We start from the raw sequence: 15,488 nt of genomic DNA on the forward strand, positions 1-15,488 counted from the left end.
ACATGATGACACTGGGTTGGGCCACCCCCTCCCGTCTCTGTCGACTGATGCCCGCCACCCTCGCGCTTGCGTTGGTGGCGGCTTGCATGTCGCCGGGCGGCAAATCGGATCCCGACGATCCCCTTGGTGCCCCGGCCCTGCCCGGCATTGATCCCCGTGGCACATCCGAAAGCGGCCTTATTGTAGGCCACCGGCTGATGGCGGCCGCGGAATATGAGCTGGCGCTGGACGCCTTTACCCGCGCTGCACTGGAGGACGGGCTGAGCGCAGAGGTGCTCTCCGGCCTTGGCACCGCCAATCTGGGACTGGGGCGTCTGGGGCAGGCCGAAACCCATCTGCGCCGCGCGGTGGAGCGTGATCCCGACTGGCCCGCCGCCATGAACAACCTCGGCGTGGTGCTGATGGAACGGCAAAAATACCCCGAGGCTGAGCAGATCCTGCGCCGCGCCTTCGCGCTTGATAATGGCGAAAGTGACGCAATCCGCGAAAATTTCCGCCTTGCTCTCGCAAAACTTGACCAGAGCACGCATAGTGATCCGCAACAAAAAGGCTACGCATTGGTGCAACGCGGCGGGGGCAGTTACCTGATTCGCACGTCCCGGTGACGCAAGGCCTAGAGGCAGAGCAGCACAGAGGACGCAAAAAATGCGCCAGCAGATTTTCGTATCCGTATGTCTGGTCGGTGGGCTTGCCCTGTCGGCCTGCGCCAAGGACGACACCGAAGCCGTGGACCGCGCCTTTCAGGAGGTGAACGTGGTCGATGAAAGCAACCTCAACGATGTGATGTTGACCGTTGCCGACCCGAATGAGGCCGTCACCTATTTCCAGCGCACCGTGAAATCCGCCCCCGAGCGGATCGACCTCAACCGGGGGCTGGCGCTTTCGCTGATCCGCGCCAAGCGCAACACCGAGGCCGTCACCGCCTGGAAAAAAGTCGTCTCCCTCCCCGAGGCCACCGATGAGGACCGCGTCGAACTGGCCGACGCGCTGATCCGCACCAGCAATTGGGACGAGGCCCGCACCACGCTCGACAAGGTGCCGCCCACCCATGAGACCTTCAAACGCTACCGGTTGGAGGCGATGGTGGCCGACTCCGAGCAGAACTGGAAACGCTCCGACAGCTTTTACCAGACCGCCGTTGGCCTCACGACGCAGCCCGCGCGCGTGATGAACAACTGGGGCTACTCCAAACTGACCCGTGGCGATTATGCCGAGGCCGAGCGCCTGTTTGGCGATGCCATCCGTCAGGATCAGTCGCTGTTCACCGCAAAAAACAATCTGGTGCTGGCCCGTGGCGCACAGCGCAACTACACCCTGCCGGTGATCCCGATGGATCAGACCGAACGCGCTCAGCTGCTGCACACGCTAGCGCTGTCGGCTGTGAAACAGGGCGACGTCCAGACCGGCGAAAGCCTGCTGCGTCAGGCGATCTCGACCCACCCGCAGCATTTCGACGCTGCCGCCCGCGCGCTTGCTGCGCTGGAAAACGGCTAACCACCGGAGCCTGCGCCCCATGCTGATCTCGGCCCATGTCGCCCTATGGTTTCTGCCTTTTGTCGTGCCGCTCTGCTGCGTGGTCGCGCTCAATGACCTGCGCCATATGCGGATCCCCAACTGGACAGTGGATCTTCTGGCCGCGATCTTTGTCATTGTCGGCCCCTTCCTGATGAGTTGGACAGACTACGGCTGGCAGCTTTTGCATCTGCCCATCGGCATCGGCCTTGGCTTCCTGTGCTACAGCGCTGGCATGGTTGGGGCGGGGGACGCCAAATTCGCCGGTGCCGCAGCCCCCTTTGTGGTCTTTGGTGATCTCTCGGTGGTGGTGATCATCTTCTCCGCCATGTTGCTGGCCGGGTTTCTGACGCATCGGATTGCCAAATACACCCCCCTGCGCCGCCTCGCGCCGGAGTGGAAGAGCTGGGATGTTGGCAGCAAATTCCCGATGGGCCTCTGCCTTGGCGGCACCTTGGTGTTCTATCTGGTGCTGGGCAGCCAGCTGGGCCAGACCGCCCCCGTCTAGGCCCCTCCGAGTCTTCCCGCAGCTTTCCTAAAATGCGCCGTATCCGCGCCGCCGCTTCGCGGAAATGCACCAGCTTTGCCCCGCTTGTGCCACAGTGCTGAATAAACTCTTGTCTGGAACACCCGCGCGCCATCCGGCGTGCCCTTGTGCAACCGAAACAGGCAGGCCGCAGCATGAATATGGAAACCTCCGCCGTGATGGCGCCCCCCTCTCCGCGTGGTCTGGAGCAGATGCAGCTCCCCATGGTGATGATGCGGGACATCCTGCTGAAGACGATCTTCCGCAAGACCTGCGAAAACGTCAGCGAAATCGCCGCCGCAATCTGCCTGCCAATCCCGGTGACACAGGAACTGGTGGATATTGCCCGCGAACAGAAACTGCTGGAGGCCACCGGCACGCTGAATGCGAACTCCGGCAACGAAATGGGCTATCAGCTGACCGACGCAGGCAAGGCCCGCGCGCTGGATGCCCTCAGCCAGTCGGAATACTACGGCGCCATGCCGGTGCCGCTGGACATCTACCGCGAGCAGGTCAAACGCCAGTCGATCCGCAATATTCTGGTCACCCGTCAGCAGCTCTTGGGCGCGATGGGCCATCTGGTGCTGCCCGACAGCCTGCTGGACCATCTTGGCCCCGCCGTCAGCGCTAGCCGCTCCATCTTGATGTATGGCCCCCCCGGCAATGGCAAATCCTCCATCTCCAACGGGATCCGCGATGCCCTTGGCGACAATGTCTATGTGCCCCGTGCCATCGAATATGCCGGTCAGGTGATCACCGTCTATGACCCGATCGTACACACCGCCGTCCCCCTGCCGGAGGATGACCCCAACAGCCTGCGCCGCGCGCGCCGCTTTGACAGCCGCTATGTCATGTGTGAACGCCCCACGGTTGTTACCGGGGGTGAGCTGTCCCTGTCGATGCTGGATCTGGTCTACAACCCCACTGCGCGCACCTATCAGGCTCCGCTGCAGCTGAAATCCACCGGCGGCATTTTCATCGTCGATGACCTTGGCCGACAGGCGGAATCACCGCAGGCGCTGGTCAACCGCTGGATCGTGCCGCTGGAAGAGGGCCGCGATATCCTCTCTCTGCAATCAGGCGAGAAATTTGAGGTGCCATTCGACACGCTGGTGATCTTCTCCACCAACTTTCACCCCAATGAAATCTTCGACCAGGCCGCCCTGCGCCGGATCTTCTTCAAGATCAAAATCGACGGCCCGGATCAGGAAAACTTCCTCAAGATCTTTGCCATGGTGGCGCAGAAGAAAGGCATCCCGCTGGATGAGGCCGCGCTGGTCCACCTGCTCAAGCACAAATATCCGACCATCGACAATATCTACGCCAATTACCAACCGGTGTTCCTGATCGACCAGATGAAGGCGATCTGCGATTTCGAAGGCATCCCCTACCAGATGTCTCCCGACCTCATCGACCGCGCCTGGGCCAATATGTTCGTGAAGGACGAACATATCGTCAAATAAGCCACCCCAAAGTTTTTGAAAAACTTTGGCCAGAACTCTTAGAAAAATTCTGCCGACGCGCCTACATAAGTCGGATGAGCAGGCTTCCCGATGTTATCGCAGATTGGTTCAGCACCCGTGGCTGGACCATCCATCCCCATCAGCAGGAGATGCTGGACCGCGCCGGGGATCCGGCCACTCTGCTGATTGCGCCCACCGGCGGCGGCAAGACGATGGCGGGTTTTCTGCCTACCCTGGCCGATCTTGCCACCGGTGACCATAAGGGGCTGCACACGCTCTATGTCTCACCGCTGAAGGCGCTGGCGGCAGATATCAAACGCAACCTGCGCACCCCGGTTGACGACATCGGCCTGCCCATCCGCATTGATGATCGCACGGGTGATACCCCCGCCAGCCGCAAGCGCAGCCAACGCGCCGATCCCCCCCATATCCTGCTCACCACACCAGAAAGCCTCGCCTTGCTCACCTCTTACGAGGACGCGCCGCGCATGTTTGCCGGGCTGAAACGGGTGGTGCTGGATGAGATCCACGCCCTCGCCGACAGCAAACGCGGTGACCAGCTGATGCTCGCCCTCACCCGACTGCAAGCGATATGCCCCGACATGCGCCGGGTCGGCCTTTCCGCCACCGTCGATGATCCCGCCGCCATCGCGCAGTACCTCGCGCGCCATCCCGACCCCTGTGATATCGTGCTGGCCGATCCCGGCCCCGCCCCCGACATCCGGATGCTGCACACAGACGCGGCCCCACCCTGGGCCGGTGGCGGTGCCGCCCATGCCATCCCCGCCGTGCTGGAGCAGATCGAGGCCCATAAGACCACGCTCATCTTCCACAACACCCGCGCCCAGGCCGAAATCTTCTTTCGCAACCTCTGGCTCGCCAATGAGGACGGCCTGCCGATTGGCGTCCACCACGGTTCGCTTGATCGGGTGCAGCGCGACCGAGTGGAGGCCGCCATGGTCCGGGGAGAACTGCGCGCCGTGGTCTGCACCGGCTCGCTTGATCTGGGCATCGACTGGGGCGACGTGGATCTGGTGATCCAGATCGGCGCGCCAAAAAACGTCAAGCGACTGGTGCAGCGCATCGGCCGCGCCAACCACCGCTACAACGCGCCGTCCAAGGCGCTACTGGTGCCTGCCAACCGGTTTGAGGTGGTGGAATGCCGCGCCGCCCTTGAGGCGGTTGAGGCTGGCACGCTGGACGGCACGCCACGCCATCCCGGCCCCCGCGACGTCCTCTGCCAGCACATCCTGATCCGCGCCTGCGCCGGGCCCTTTGCTGCCGATGATCTGTTTGCTGAGGTCACCGGGGCTGGCGCCTATGCCAGCCTCACCCGCGCAGAGTTCGACGCCTGCCTCGACTTCTGCGCCACCGGTGGCTACGCGCTTCGGGTCTATGATCAATGGCAGCGGTTGCTGCAGCGCCCCGACGGGCTGTGGCAGCTGCGCGACCCCCGCGCCGCCCGCCGCATCCGCATGAATATCGGCACCATTCAGGACACAGACCTCCTGAAAGTCAGGCTCAAACGCAGCCGTGGCGGCAAACCGCTGGGGGAAATTGAGGAAGCCTTTGCCGCGACCCTCACCCCCGGAGATACCTTTCTCATAGGCGGGCAGGTTGTACGCTATGAGAGCTTGCGTGAAATGACGGTGGAGGTCAGTCGCAATGCCAGCAAGACGCCCAAGGTGGCGGTCTTCTCTGGCACCAAATTTGCCACCTCGACCCAGCTCAGCATCCGCATTCTGGATATCCTGCAACGCGACAGCTGGCCGGATCTGCCGTCCCATACCGCCGACTGGCTGGCGTTGCAGCGTCAGGTCTCAGAGATGCCGCGCCGGGGCCAGCTGCTGCTGGAGAGCTTTCCCTTCCGGGGGCGCGAATACCTCTGCGTCTATGGCTTTGCCGGGCGCAACGCGATGCAGACCCTCGGTCTGTTGCTGACCAAACGCATGGAAGAGCTGTCGCTCGACCCGCTGGGCTTTGTCGCCACGGATTATGCCACGCTGATCTGGGGTCTCAGCCCGGTTGACGACCCCGCCCCGCTGTTCGACCCCGACAAACTGCGCGCCGGTCTCGACGGCTGGCTGGCGGACAACGCAGTGATGAAACGCAGCTTTCGCGCGGTGGCCAATATCGCAGGCCTCATCGAGCGCAACACCCCCGGCCAGCGCAAAAACGGCCGTCAGGCGACGTTTTCCTCCGACATCCTCTACGACACCCTGCGCAAATATGATCCTGATCACCTGCTTCTGGACATCACACGGCAGGAGGCGCTTGGCGGCCTGGTGGATTTCGGCCGTATTGAGGAGATGCTCACTCGCATCAACGGAAACATCACCCTCAACCGCCTGTCGCGGATCTCCCCCCTTGCAGCCCCCCTGCTGCTTGAGGTCGGCAAGGTCCCGGTAAAAGGCGCCGCACAGGAAAAATTGCTGCAACGCGAGACCGAAGACCTGATGCGCCTCGCCGGTCTGACCGAGCTGACACCACCGCAGGAACCAGGCCTCTGACAGCGGCAGGCGGGGCTTGCACCCGCCCGTAAAACCAGCGATCAGATCCATGATGACCGGCTATGATTTCTCCCTCGCAGGCGAGCGCCTCACAGCACTTGGATCCGGTGCGCTCTGGTGCCAGGCGCGCGGGCTGCTTTGTGTCGCCGATCTGCATCTGGGGAAATCCGAACGCCAGCTCAGGCGCGGTGGCACCGCCCTGCCCCCCTATGAAACCCGCGATACGCTGGACCGCCTTGCAGCGGTGATCGAGCAGACGCAACCGAAGATGGTCGTCTGTCTGGGCGACAGTTTCGACGATGATGCCGCCGCTGCCGCGCTGTCGCCGACGGATCGCACGCACCTTGAGCAGCTGATTGCCGCCACCCGCTGGGTCTGGATCACCGGAAACCATGATCCCGCCCCGACCGGGCTGGCAGGGGCCGCGCTGGACAGCCTGACCCTCGGCCCGCTGCTGTTTCGCCACATCGCCGACCCGGCATTTACCAGCCAGCCCGACACAGGGGTCGCCGCCGAAATCTCCGGCCACTATCACCCGAAGGCTCGCCTGCGCGGCAGCGCCCGACCGGCGTTTCTGGCCGATCACCAGCGCCTGATCCTGCCCGCCTTCGGCACCTATACCGGCGGCCTCTGCACCACCCATAGCGCGCTGCGGGATCTGATGTCACCACGCGCCCTCGCGATCCTCACCGGGCCACGCGCCCTGCCCTGCCCGATGCCGCGCTGACCCTTTTCCTAGATCTGCGCGCAGCGTCACATCCCCAACGCAATACGCGTGGTCTATGCTGGCTGCACATGTGAAAGGGACCGCCATGATCGAACAGCGCATCCGCGACAGTTTTGCAAAACAGACCATGATGCAGACGCTGGGCGCGGAAATCGCAGAGGTCGGCGAAGGCACCGTCACCCTCACCGCGCCGATCCTGCCGGGCAGTCGCCAGCAGCACGGTGTCGCCCATGCCGCCCTCAGCTTTGCCATTGGGGACAGCGCCGCAGGTTATGCCGCCCTCACCCTGATGCCCGAAGACAGCGAAGTGATGACCGCCGAGATGAAGATCAACCTTCTGGCTCCGGGCGCAGGTGACACGCTGCGCGCCACGGGCAAGGTGATCAAACCCGGCCGCCGCCTGATCATCGTCACCGCCGAAGTCCATGCCATAACCGGCGATGAGGAAAAACTGATCGCCCTTCTGCAGGGCACAATGGTGCCGGTCGCCGCGGGCTGATCCGCAGGCGGTTCCCGCCTGTCACCTTTCCAAAAAATACTCCCGCCCAATGCCCGGCAGGCGGCTTTGCCGCTGAAAGGGGGGCACTCGACGGGAGCAACAGATCTCCGCCATCCGCAGATGGCAGGACAATTCTGATCAGGCTGTCAGCCCTTCCGGCTCTGCCAGCCCATTGGCGCGGCAGCAGGCGGTCACGGTGTTGGCCAGCAGGCAGGCAATGGTCATCGGACCAACGCCGCCCGGTACCGGGGTGATCGCGCCTGCGCGCTCGGCGCAGCTGGCGTAGTCCACATCACCCACCAGACGGGTCTTACCTTCGCCTTTTTCAGGCGCGGGGATACGGTTGATGCCCACGTCGATCACGGTGGCGCCTTCCTTGATCCAGTCACCGGGTATCATTTCCGGGCGGCCAACGGCAGCAACCACAATATCGGCGCGGCGGACAACATCCGGCAGATCCTTGGTGCGGGAATGCGCGATGGTCACGGTGCAGCTGTCGCCCAAGAGCAGCTGCGCCATCGGCTTGCCGACAATGTTCGACCGGCCAATCACAACCGCGTCCATGCCCGACAGCGAGCCGTGATAGTCGCGCAGCATCATCAGGCAGCCCAGCGGCGTGCAGGGCACCATCGACTTCTGACCGGTGCCCAACAGGCCCACGTTGGAAATGTGGAACCCGTCCACGTCTTTCTCCGGCGCGATGGAGTTGATGATCAGATCTTCGTTCAGATGGCCGGGCAGCGGCAGCTGCACCAGAATACCATGCACAGCCGGGTCCTTGTTCAGCTGATCGACCACCGCCAGCAGATCTGCTTCAGACGTATCGGCATCCAGCTTATGCTCAAAGGAGTTCATGCCCGTCTCAACGGTCTGCTTGCCCTTGGAGCGCACATAGACCTGGCTTGCGGGATCTTCCCCCACCAGAACCACCGCCAGACCGGGGGTGATGTCATGCTCTTCCTTCAGCCGGGCCACGTGGCCTGCCACTTTCTCCCGTACGGTGGCGGCAAAGGCCTTCCCGTCGATGATATTCGCTGCCATTGCTTCTGTCCTCTTGCTGCGCGCCACATGGGGCTGCGCGTTACTCCTCGCGGATCACCCGTGCCTCACGGGCAATCGACCAGTCCACCAGCTGTCGCCACAGTGCTTCGATCAGATCCGGGTCGAGCCCCGTGGCCTCTGCCGTGGTACGGGCATTCATGACCACCTCTTCGACACGGGCCGGAATACGCGCTGGCCAGCCGTTTTCCGTCTTTAGCTCGATCGCGCGGTCGATATAGCTGGCCCGCTCTGCCAGACGCGCGATCAAGTCACGATCCAGCCGGTCGATCTGCTGCCGCAGCATGGCCATATCGGCACAGTCCTGCGGCGGGTGTCGTTCAGTCATCGCTTCAAACTCCTGCGGCCCGGGGAGGCTCCCCGGGCCGCAGATTGCCTATTTCAGGCCTTAGAACAAGCCTTCGATCTGGCCTGCGTCATTCAGGCGGATCGATTCCGACGCGGGTTTGCGCGGCAGACCCGGCATGGTCATGATCTCACCGCAGACAACCACGATGAAGCCAGCCCCCGCCGACAGGCGCACTTCGCGAACCGGGACCGAATGGCCGGTGGGCGCGCCGCGCAGGTTCGGATCGGTAGAGAAGGAATACTGGGTTTTCGCCATACAGACCGGCAGGTTGCCATAGCCCGCATCTTCCCATTCTTTCAGCTGGTTGCGGATCTTCTTGTCGGCCAGCACCTCGTCGGCGCGGTAGATGCGCTTGGCGATGGTTTCGATCTTCTCAAAGAGCGGCATCTCATCGGGGTAGATCGGCGAGAAGTTCGCAGAAGCGGCATCGACGATTTCGACAACTTTCTCAGCCAGCGGTGCGGAGCCCTCGGAGCCCAGCTCCCAGTGGCGCGACAGAACCGCTTCGACACCGTGGGTGGCGCAATAGGCTTTGACCGCGTCCACTTCGGCATCGGTGTCGGTGACAAAATGGTTGATCGCAACCACAACCGGCACGCCGAAGGATTTGACGTTCTCGATGTGACGGCCAAGGTTGGCACAGCCGGAGTTGACCGCATCGACGTTCTCAGCGCCCAGATCCGCCTTGGCCACGCCGCCGTTCATCTTCATCGCGCGCACGGTGGCAACCAGCACCACTGCGGAGGGTGCGATGCCTGCCTTACGGCATTTGATGTTCATGAACTTCTCGGCGCCGAGGTCCGCACCAAAGCCCGCTTCGGTGACAACATAGTCAGCCACTTTCAGCGCGGTCTTGGTTGCGATGACGGAGTTACAGCCGTGTGCGATGTTCGCAAACGGACCGCCGTGGACAAACGCCGGGTTGTTTTCCAGGGTCTGCACCAGGTTCGGCTGCATCGCATCTTTCAGCAGCACGGTCATTGCGCCTTCTGCCTTGATGTCGCGGCAGTAAACCGGGGTCTTGTCGCGGCGATAGGCCACGATGATGTCACCCAGACGCTTTTCCAGATCCTTCAGGTCGTTGGCGAGGCAGAGGATCGCCATCACTTCCGAGGCCACGGTGATGTCAAAACCGGTTTCACGCGGGAAACCGTTGGACACGCCACCCAGGGACGCCGTGATCTGGCGCAGGGCGCGGTCGTTCATGTCGACCACACGACGCCATGCAACGCGACGGATGTCGATTTCGCACTCATTGCCCCAGTAGATGTGGTTGTCGATCATCGCCGACAGCAGCGAGTGGGCAGAGGTGATCGCGTGGAAGTCACCGGTGAAGTGGAGGTTCATTTCCTCCATCGGCACCACTTGCGCGTAACCACCACCTGCGGCGCCACCCTTCATGCCGAAGTTCGGGCCGAGGCTCGCTTCGCGGATACAGATCATCGCGTTTTTGCCGATGCGGTTCAGACCGTCACCCAGACCCACGGTGGTTGTGGTCTTACCTTCACCCGCAGGGGTCGGGTTGATCGCGGTCACCAGGATCAGCTTGCCGTCTTCCTTCGACTGCACCGAGTTGATGAAGTCCTGGCTCACCTTCGCCTTGTCGTGGCCATATGGCAGCAGATCGTCGCTGGAGATGCCGATCTTTTCACCGATTTCCTGGATCGGACGCTTCTGCGCCTCGCGGGCGATTTCGATGTCACTCTTGTAGCTCATGGCCGGGTTCCTGAATTGTGAGGTCGCGAATGTACAGGCACAGCCGTGCCGGTTTCCCGCAAGACTTAGCCCTTCTGCGACATTCGATGCGCGTGATTTCCGACATGATCAGGCATTGAAACGGCGTTCACTCACCCTAGGGCAGCCAAAGATTGCCAATTGTGTCAGCCCGACGCCTATACGCAACCGCGAGGGGAGATTGGCCCGACTCAAGCCGTGCCTCAGGTGTGCCTCAGCTGGACTTCAGTCGGGTCTCAGTCAAGTTTCAGGGCGCCCAGGCTGGTTGATCCGGCACAAACAGGCGCAGGGGTTCGCCCGCTTTCAGCACGCCGGGCCGCTCCACCCAGGCCATCACCCCACGCCGCCCGGTGGCCGCCGGTTTGAATTTCGGACCAAAGCCTGCGTGATCCTTCTCGATCTCCTTGGCCGGGAAAATGCAGGGCCGGTTTTCGATATCCACCGTCAGCGTCACCCCGTCTGGCCCTTGCAAGCGGCTGGAGGGCGGCAGATGGCTGAGGTCGGGAATACCGCGCAGCACCAGTGTCGCCCCAAGGTGAACCGGGTCGATCCGCTCCATCCCCATATCCGCAGCGATCAGCGCCAGTTCTTCCTCCGACAGGATGCTGATCTGGCGCAGATTGCGGATTTCCGTGCCCTCGGGATGCAGGTTGCGCACCCGCACACAGGACGCCCGCAAGGCGCCCTCGTGACGCTCCCCTGCGATCCCGTCAAAGCTCAGCGCCAGCTGATCCTGCTGCTCTGATCGCAGCCCCCCGGTGGCCGCCGGAACATAGCCGATCCAGGTCACCTCTCCCTGAAACTCGGTTTCGCGCATCACTGGCATGGGGCACCTCCACTGCAAAATAACCTGACAAATCAGCGCCACCATAGGCACGCGCCCGGTGTCTGACCAGCCCTGCAACAGCCTCTGTGGCTCGCCGTCGGTGCATCACACCCAGCGCATCAAAAAACCCGGCCACCTGTTGGGGACCGGGTTTGGTTTTGCAGTCTTCTGAATGCCTTACCGTCAGGAGGACGGCTCCGGCGCCAGGCCGTCATCCGATGCGGATTTCTTCGGCTTGGCCTTCGGGATCGCGGTGACCGAGGCGCCGCCGGTGTCGGCATCGTCGCCCTCATCCTCGCCCGCCTGCGGCGGGTCGCCCTTCATCACGCGTTTGATCTCGTCACCGGTGAGGGTCTCATACTCCAAGAGCCCCTGCGCCAGCCGTTCCCATTCCTCATTCTTGTCTTTGAGGATCTGCAACGCCTGATCATAGCCCTGCTGGATAAAGCGCTTCACCTCATCCTCGATCAGTTCCTTGGTGTTGGCAGAGACCGAGAAGCCAGCGGTGTTGCCGGAATAGCCCTCATGCGCTTCGGCGTAGTCGATATTGCCGACCTTGTCCGACATACCCCAGCGCAGCACCATGGCCCGCGCCAGCTGGCTGGCCTGCTGAATGTCGCTCAGCCGGGCCGTTAGAGACATGATCCTCGCCGTATTTGATCACCTCAGCCGCCTTGCCTGCCATGGTCATCGCCAGTTTCTGCTGGCACTCATCACGGTGATAGTTCAGCCGGTCCATTTCGGGCAGCGACACCACCATCCCCAGCGCACCACCGCGCGGAATGATCGTTGCCTTATAGACCGGATCACACAGCGGCAGCTCCAGACCGACAACCGCGTGGCCCGCTTCGTGGTAGGCGGTTTTTTCCTTCTGATCCTGCGTCAGCACCATGGACCGGCGCTCCGCCCCCATCATCACCTTGTCCTTGGCCGATTCGAAATCTTCCATGGTGACAAAACGGCGACCGACACGGGCGGCCATCAGCGCGGCCTCATTCACCAGGTTGGCCAGATCCGCACCGGAGAAACCGGGGGTGCCGCGCGCAATGATGCGCAGATCCACATCCGGGCCCAGAGGCGTCTTGCGCGCATGCACGCCAAGGATCTTCTCACGGCCCTTGATGTCGGGGTTGCCGACGGTGACGTTGCGGTCAAACCGGCCCGGACGCAGCAGCGCAGGGTCCAGCACGTCCTTACGGTTGGTCGCGGCCAGAATGATCACGCCTTCATTGGCTTCAAAGCCGTCCATCTCAACCAGCAGCTGGTTCAATGTCTGCTCGCGCTCGTCATTGCCACCGCCGTAACCTGCGCCGCGATGGCGACCCACAGCGTCGATTTCATCGATGAAAACAATACAGGGCGCGTTCTTCTTCGCCTGCTCGAACATGTCGCGCACACGAGAGGCACCGACACCGACAAACATCTCGACGAAATCAGAGCCAGAGATGGTGAAGAACGGCACACCGGCCTCACCAGCAATGGCCCGCGCCAGCAGCGTCTTACCAGTCCCTGGAGGGCCCACCAACAGAGCACCTTTGGGGATTTTGCCGCCCAGACGAGAGAATTTCTGCGGGTTGCGCAGGAATTCAACGATCTCTTCCAGCTCTTCCTTGGCCTCATCAATGCCAGCGACATCGTCAAAGGTCACGCGGCCATGCTTCTCGGTCAGCATCTTGGCCTTGGATTTGCCAAAGCCCATGGCGCCCCCTTTGCCGCCGCCCTGCATCCGGTTCATGAAATAGATCCAGACACCAATCAGCAGCAGGAAGGGCAACAGCGTCAGCAGAAACGACTGGAACCCGGACTGCTGCTGCTTTTCAGCGCGCACCGGGATGTTGTTGTCGATCAACAGCGTGGTCACCTCGGCATCGCCGGGTTTGATGGTCATGAAGTTCTGGCCGTCCGACGTGGTGTAGCGAACCTGTTCGCCATCCAGCGTCACAGTGCTGACGTTGCCGTTTTCAACCGCGCTGACAAAGTCAGAAAAAGTCTTCTCTCGGCTCTGCATGGTGCTGCCGGAACCACTGAACAAGTTGAACAGCGCCAAGACGAGCACAAACAGAACAACCCAAAAGGCGATATTGCGTACGTTGCCCAAGGAAAGTCTCCCAATATGCGAGGCGCACCTGGCAGGCCGCCTTCGTTGCCTCTAAAATAGGGATACTTCACTGAGGTTCAATGCGATAAAAGAGCTGTGAAGAACTCTTCGCTGTTCTGGACCAGTTCTGCGGACCATCCGTTGCCATTTCCCGCCAATGGGGCGGCAATCAGCTGATCCTGTTTCCACACTGCTCGGCGTCGCCTGCAAAACCGCGCCCGGCACCTCGGCCCGGCGCCAGTCAGGGCAATGCAGCAACCCCTCTGGTCCCAGCGCGCGCACCTCGTGATCCATCACCTCTCCGCCAAAAACCCGCCAGCGCTGGTCCCAGATTTTACCCGGCAGCGCCACCTCTTCGGCAACCGGTTTATATTCGCGGCAAATCCAGGTGCGCTGCCTGCGGGTGATCATCCGGCAGCCCCCAAGGGTGAAGGATCCCCCGTGGCGCACCGCATCGCGCGCCTTGACCATCGGTTCCCGGCGTGGCGGATGCACCGCCCCGCTGACCCATTGCACCGACCGCACCAACAGCCGATGGGCGATTTCATCCGGCAGGGTGCGGAACTGGCGCTGGTCGATCACAATCGCGCCATCGCGCACCTCCGCCATGTCCCGGGCAGCCAAAAACGTATACCAATCCAGCGCTTCACGGGCGGTGCCCATATTGCGCGCCACGGCCGCAAGCCGCTCCACCGTCAGCCCCAGCGGTGCCAGCGCGTCCATTGCCTGACGCACCCTGACCCGTTCGAACCGGGCATCTTCATTGCTTGGATCCTCGGCCCAGTCGCAATCACGGGCGCGCAGATATTCGCGCAGCTCTTCGCGTGTGACCTCCAGCAGCGGGCGCAGCAGCGTCACCCCCTCCATGGCCCGGCTGCGCGACATCGCCGACAGGCCAGAGACGCCCGACGACCGGCCCAGCCGCATCAGCAGCGTTTCAGCCTGATCATCCGCCGTATGCCCCAGCGCCACCGTGGAGATGTCATTCAACTGCGCCCAGGAGGTCAGCAGCGCATAGCGCGCAGTGCGGGCCTGTTCCTGCAGATTGCCCGCCTGCCCTGCTGTCGGGCGGTCACACCATTGCAGGATGTCATGGGCCATGCCCAGTTTGGCAGCGGCGCCCGCTACCATCTGCGCCTCCGCGCCGGAGGTCGGGCGCAACCCGTGGTCCACGGTCGCGACACAGATCTCAACACCAACATCGGCAAAACACTCATGCAGCAAATACATGAGCGCCATCGAATCACCGCCACCCGAAACCGCGACCCCCAACCTCGCTGGCAGGGCAGATCGGAACTGCTCCTGCACGATGGCCAGAATATCCCGGTCGGGGCGGGTCAATTGCAGGCCAGTTTGGCGCGCTCGGCCTCCGCTGCGGCCGTCTCGGCGACGCCGGGGAACCGGCTGCCAACCTCGGCGAGGGTCACGCAGGCCTGACTGGTCTGTCCCAGCCGCCCCAGAGCTGCGCCAAGTTCAAACAACGCTTTTGGCGCGGTCTCACCCGTGGCATTGCCGGAAAAAGACGCCAGATAAGCCCGCGCGGCCTCACGGGTGTCGCCCAACCCATCAAGCGCCTTGCCACGGTTATATTCCACCGCAGCGGCCAAAGGGCTGCCCGGATAAGCCTGCGTGAAGGCTGCAAATTTCTCCGCCGCCTCCTGATAGGCACCGCTGTCCAGCGCCGCTTTGGCGGCATCGAAATCCGCCTGTTCCCCGACCGCCAGCTCAGAGGTGGTATCAACAGCGGTGCCCGGCGTTACTGGCAGGGCCGGTGCGCCGCCTTCGGGCAATTCCCCACCGCCAAGCGTGGTCGTTTCGCCCAGCTGCGAGATATCGCCGCCTTCCAGCTCCACCAGCCGGAACTCAAGATCACCAATCCGGTTGGTGCCATCCTGCACAACCCGGTCCACCCGGTAAGACAGCTGTTCGGTCTGCGCGGTCAGCCGCTGCAGCTCCGCCTCGATGGCGCTGACACGGTCCAGAACGCTGTCCCCTGCGACATTGGTCTGCGGGCTGCCGGTGGTCGACATCTCCCGCTTCAATCGCTGAATCTCAACGTGCAGTACCGTCAGCTCCTGACGGATATCAGCAAGCGTTTGTTCATCCTGTGCCCGCGCCATCAACGGCGGCATGACCAGCACCAGCGCAAGGGCGGCAATCGCAAAAGGACGCAGTTGCATGATCG

Annotated in this window: 12 protein-coding genes and 2 pseudogenes; 7 read left to right on the top strand and 7 right to left on the bottom strand. The window is 62.6% G+C overall.

Annotated elements, in window-relative coordinates; all coding sequences use genetic code 11:
- The first annotated feature begins 2 nt into the window (after nt 1-2).
- The 7 genes from L0Z65_RS10555 (at nt 3) to L0Z65_RS10585 (ending at nt 7,237) form a co-directional block, all read left to right on the top strand.
- Nucleotides 3-605, top strand: coding sequence for a tetratricopeptide repeat protein (locus L0Z65_RS10555; RefSeq protein WP_405107409.1), 603 nt, complete (start codon nt 3-5; stop codon nt 603-605).
- Between the two features lie 40 nt (nt 606-645).
- A complete protein-coding gene (locus L0Z65_RS10560; RefSeq protein ID WP_040172022.1) occupies nt 646-1,494 on the top strand; it encodes a lipopolysaccharide assembly protein LapB in 849 nt (282 codons plus the stop codon).
- A gap of 19 nt (nt 1,495-1,513) precedes the next feature.
- On the top strand, nt 1,514-2,020 hold the full coding sequence (locus tag L0Z65_RS10565) for a prepilin peptidase (RefSeq protein ID WP_040172019.1): 507 nt from the start codon (nt 1,514-1,516) through the stop codon (nt 2,018-2,020).
- Between the two features lie 173 nt (nt 2,021-2,193).
- Nucleotides 2,194-3,501 (top strand): ATPase, encoded by a 1,308-nt coding sequence (locus tag L0Z65_RS10570; RefSeq protein ID WP_405107412.1) that lies wholly within the window; start codon nt 2,194-2,196, stop codon nt 3,499-3,501.
- 74 nt (nt 3,502-3,575) lie between these two features.
- Nucleotides 3,576-6,011 carry a ligase-associated DNA damage response DEXH box helicase gene (locus L0Z65_RS10575; protein WP_405107415.1) on the top strand — a complete coding sequence of 812 codons (2,436 nt, stop codon included), beginning with the start codon at nt 3,576-3,578 and terminating at the stop codon, nt 6,009-6,011.
- Between the two features lie 52 nt (nt 6,012-6,063).
- A complete protein-coding gene (pdeM, locus tag L0Z65_RS10580) occupies nt 6,064-6,738 on the top strand; it encodes a ligase-associated DNA damage response endonuclease PdeM (protein WP_405112524.1) in 675 nt (224 codons plus the stop codon).
- Nucleotides 6,739-6,823: 85 nt separating this feature from the next.
- Nucleotides 6,824-7,237, top strand: coding sequence for a PaaI family thioesterase (locus L0Z65_RS10585; RefSeq protein ID WP_405107418.1), 414 nt, complete (start codon nt 6,824-6,826; stop codon nt 7,235-7,237).
- 138 nt (nt 7,238-7,375) lie between these two features.
- Here L0Z65_RS10585 and folD read toward each other — a convergent pair whose 3' ends face one another.
- The 7 genes and pseudogenes from folD to ybgF all read right to left on the bottom strand — a co-directional run bounded on the left by folD (nt 7,376) and on the right by ybgF (nt 15,483).
- Entirely contained in the window at nt 7,376-8,278 is a 903-nt protein-coding gene (gene folD, locus L0Z65_RS10590; RefSeq protein WP_102897568.1) for a bifunctional methylenetetrahydrofolate dehydrogenase/methenyltetrahydrofolate cyclohydrolase FolD, read from the bottom strand.
- 40 nt (nt 8,279-8,318) lie between these two features.
- Entirely contained in the window at nt 8,319-8,624 is a 306-nt protein-coding gene (locus L0Z65_RS10595; protein WP_040172007.1) for a chorismate mutase, read from the bottom strand.
- A gap of 60 nt (nt 8,625-8,684) precedes the next feature.
- Nucleotides 8,685-10,361, bottom strand: coding sequence for a formate--tetrahydrofolate ligase (locus L0Z65_RS10600; protein ID WP_096868318.1), 1,677 nt, complete (start codon nt 10,359-10,361; stop codon nt 8,685-8,687).
- 265 nt (nt 10,362-10,626) lie between these two features.
- Complete coding sequence (locus L0Z65_RS10605; protein ID WP_040172003.1) at nt 10,627-11,205, bottom strand: MOSC domain-containing protein; 579 nt, start codon at nt 11,203-11,205, stop codon at nt 10,627-10,629.
- Between the two features lie 183 nt (nt 11,206-11,388).
- Nucleotides 11,389-13,303: pseudogene (gene ftsH, locus L0Z65_RS10610) on the bottom strand (ATP-dependent zinc metalloprotease FtsH).
- A 77-nt stretch (nt 13,304-13,380) separates the two neighbouring features.
- A pseudogene (gene tilS / locus L0Z65_RS10615) lies at nt 13,381-14,542 on the bottom strand (tRNA lysidine(34) synthetase TilS).
- A gap of 98 nt (nt 14,543-14,640) precedes the next feature.
- A complete protein-coding gene (ybgF, locus tag L0Z65_RS10620; RefSeq protein ID WP_405107423.1) occupies nt 14,641-15,483 on the bottom strand; it encodes a tol-pal system protein YbgF in 843 nt (280 codons plus the stop codon).
- Nucleotides 15,484-15,488 lie beyond the last annotated feature (5 nt).

The organism is Phaeobacter sp. BS52 (assembly GCF_045040595.1).
GTDB lineage: Bacteria > Pseudomonadota > Alphaproteobacteria > Rhodobacterales > Rhodobacteraceae > Phaeobacter > Phaeobacter piscinae.

What these genes read in the sequence shown, in the direction of transcription:
- pdeM (WP_405112524.1), top strand. Translation starts at nt 6,064, where the DNA reads ATGACCGGCTATGATTTCTCCCTCGCAGGCGAGCGCCTCACAGCACTT.
- L0Z65_RS10560 (WP_040172022.1), top strand. Translation starts at nt 646, where the DNA reads ATGCGCCAGCAGATTTTCGTATCCGTATGTCTGGTCGGTGGGCTTGCC.
- folD (WP_102897568.1), bottom strand. Translation starts at nt 8,278, where the DNA reads ATGGCAGCGAATATCATCGACGGGAAGGCCTTTGCCGCCACCGTACGG.
- L0Z65_RS10555 (WP_405107409.1), top strand. Translation starts at nt 3, where the DNA reads ATGATGACACTGGGTTGGGCCACCCCCTCCCGTCTCTGTCGACTGATG.
- L0Z65_RS10565 (WP_040172019.1), top strand. Translation starts at nt 1,514, where the DNA reads ATGCTGATCTCGGCCCATGTCGCCCTATGGTTTCTGCCTTTTGTCGTG.
- ybgF (WP_405107423.1), bottom strand. Translation starts at nt 15,483, where the DNA reads ATGCAACTGCGTCCTTTTGCGATTGCCGCCCTTGCGCTGGTGCTGGTC.
- L0Z65_RS10605 (WP_040172003.1), bottom strand. Translation starts at nt 11,205, where the DNA reads ATGCCAGTGATGCGCGAAACCGAGTTTCAGGGAGAGGTGACCTGGATC.
- L0Z65_RS10575 (WP_405107415.1), top strand. Translation starts at nt 3,576, where the DNA reads ATGAGCAGGCTTCCCGATGTTATCGCAGATTGGTTCAGCACCCGTGGC.
- L0Z65_RS10600 (WP_096868318.1), bottom strand. Translation starts at nt 10,361, where the DNA reads ATGAGCTACAAGAGTGACATCGAAATCGCCCGCGAGGCGCAGAAGCGT.
- L0Z65_RS10585 (WP_405107418.1), top strand. Translation starts at nt 6,824, where the DNA reads ATGATCGAACAGCGCATCCGCGACAGTTTTGCAAAACAGACCATGATG.
- L0Z65_RS10595 (WP_040172007.1), bottom strand. Translation starts at nt 8,624, where the DNA reads ATGACTGAACGACACCCGCCGCAGGACTGTGCCGATATGGCCATGCTG.
- L0Z65_RS10570 (WP_405107412.1), top strand. Translation starts at nt 2,194, where the DNA reads ATGAATATGGAAACCTCCGCCGTGATGGCGCCCCCCTCTCCGCGTGGT.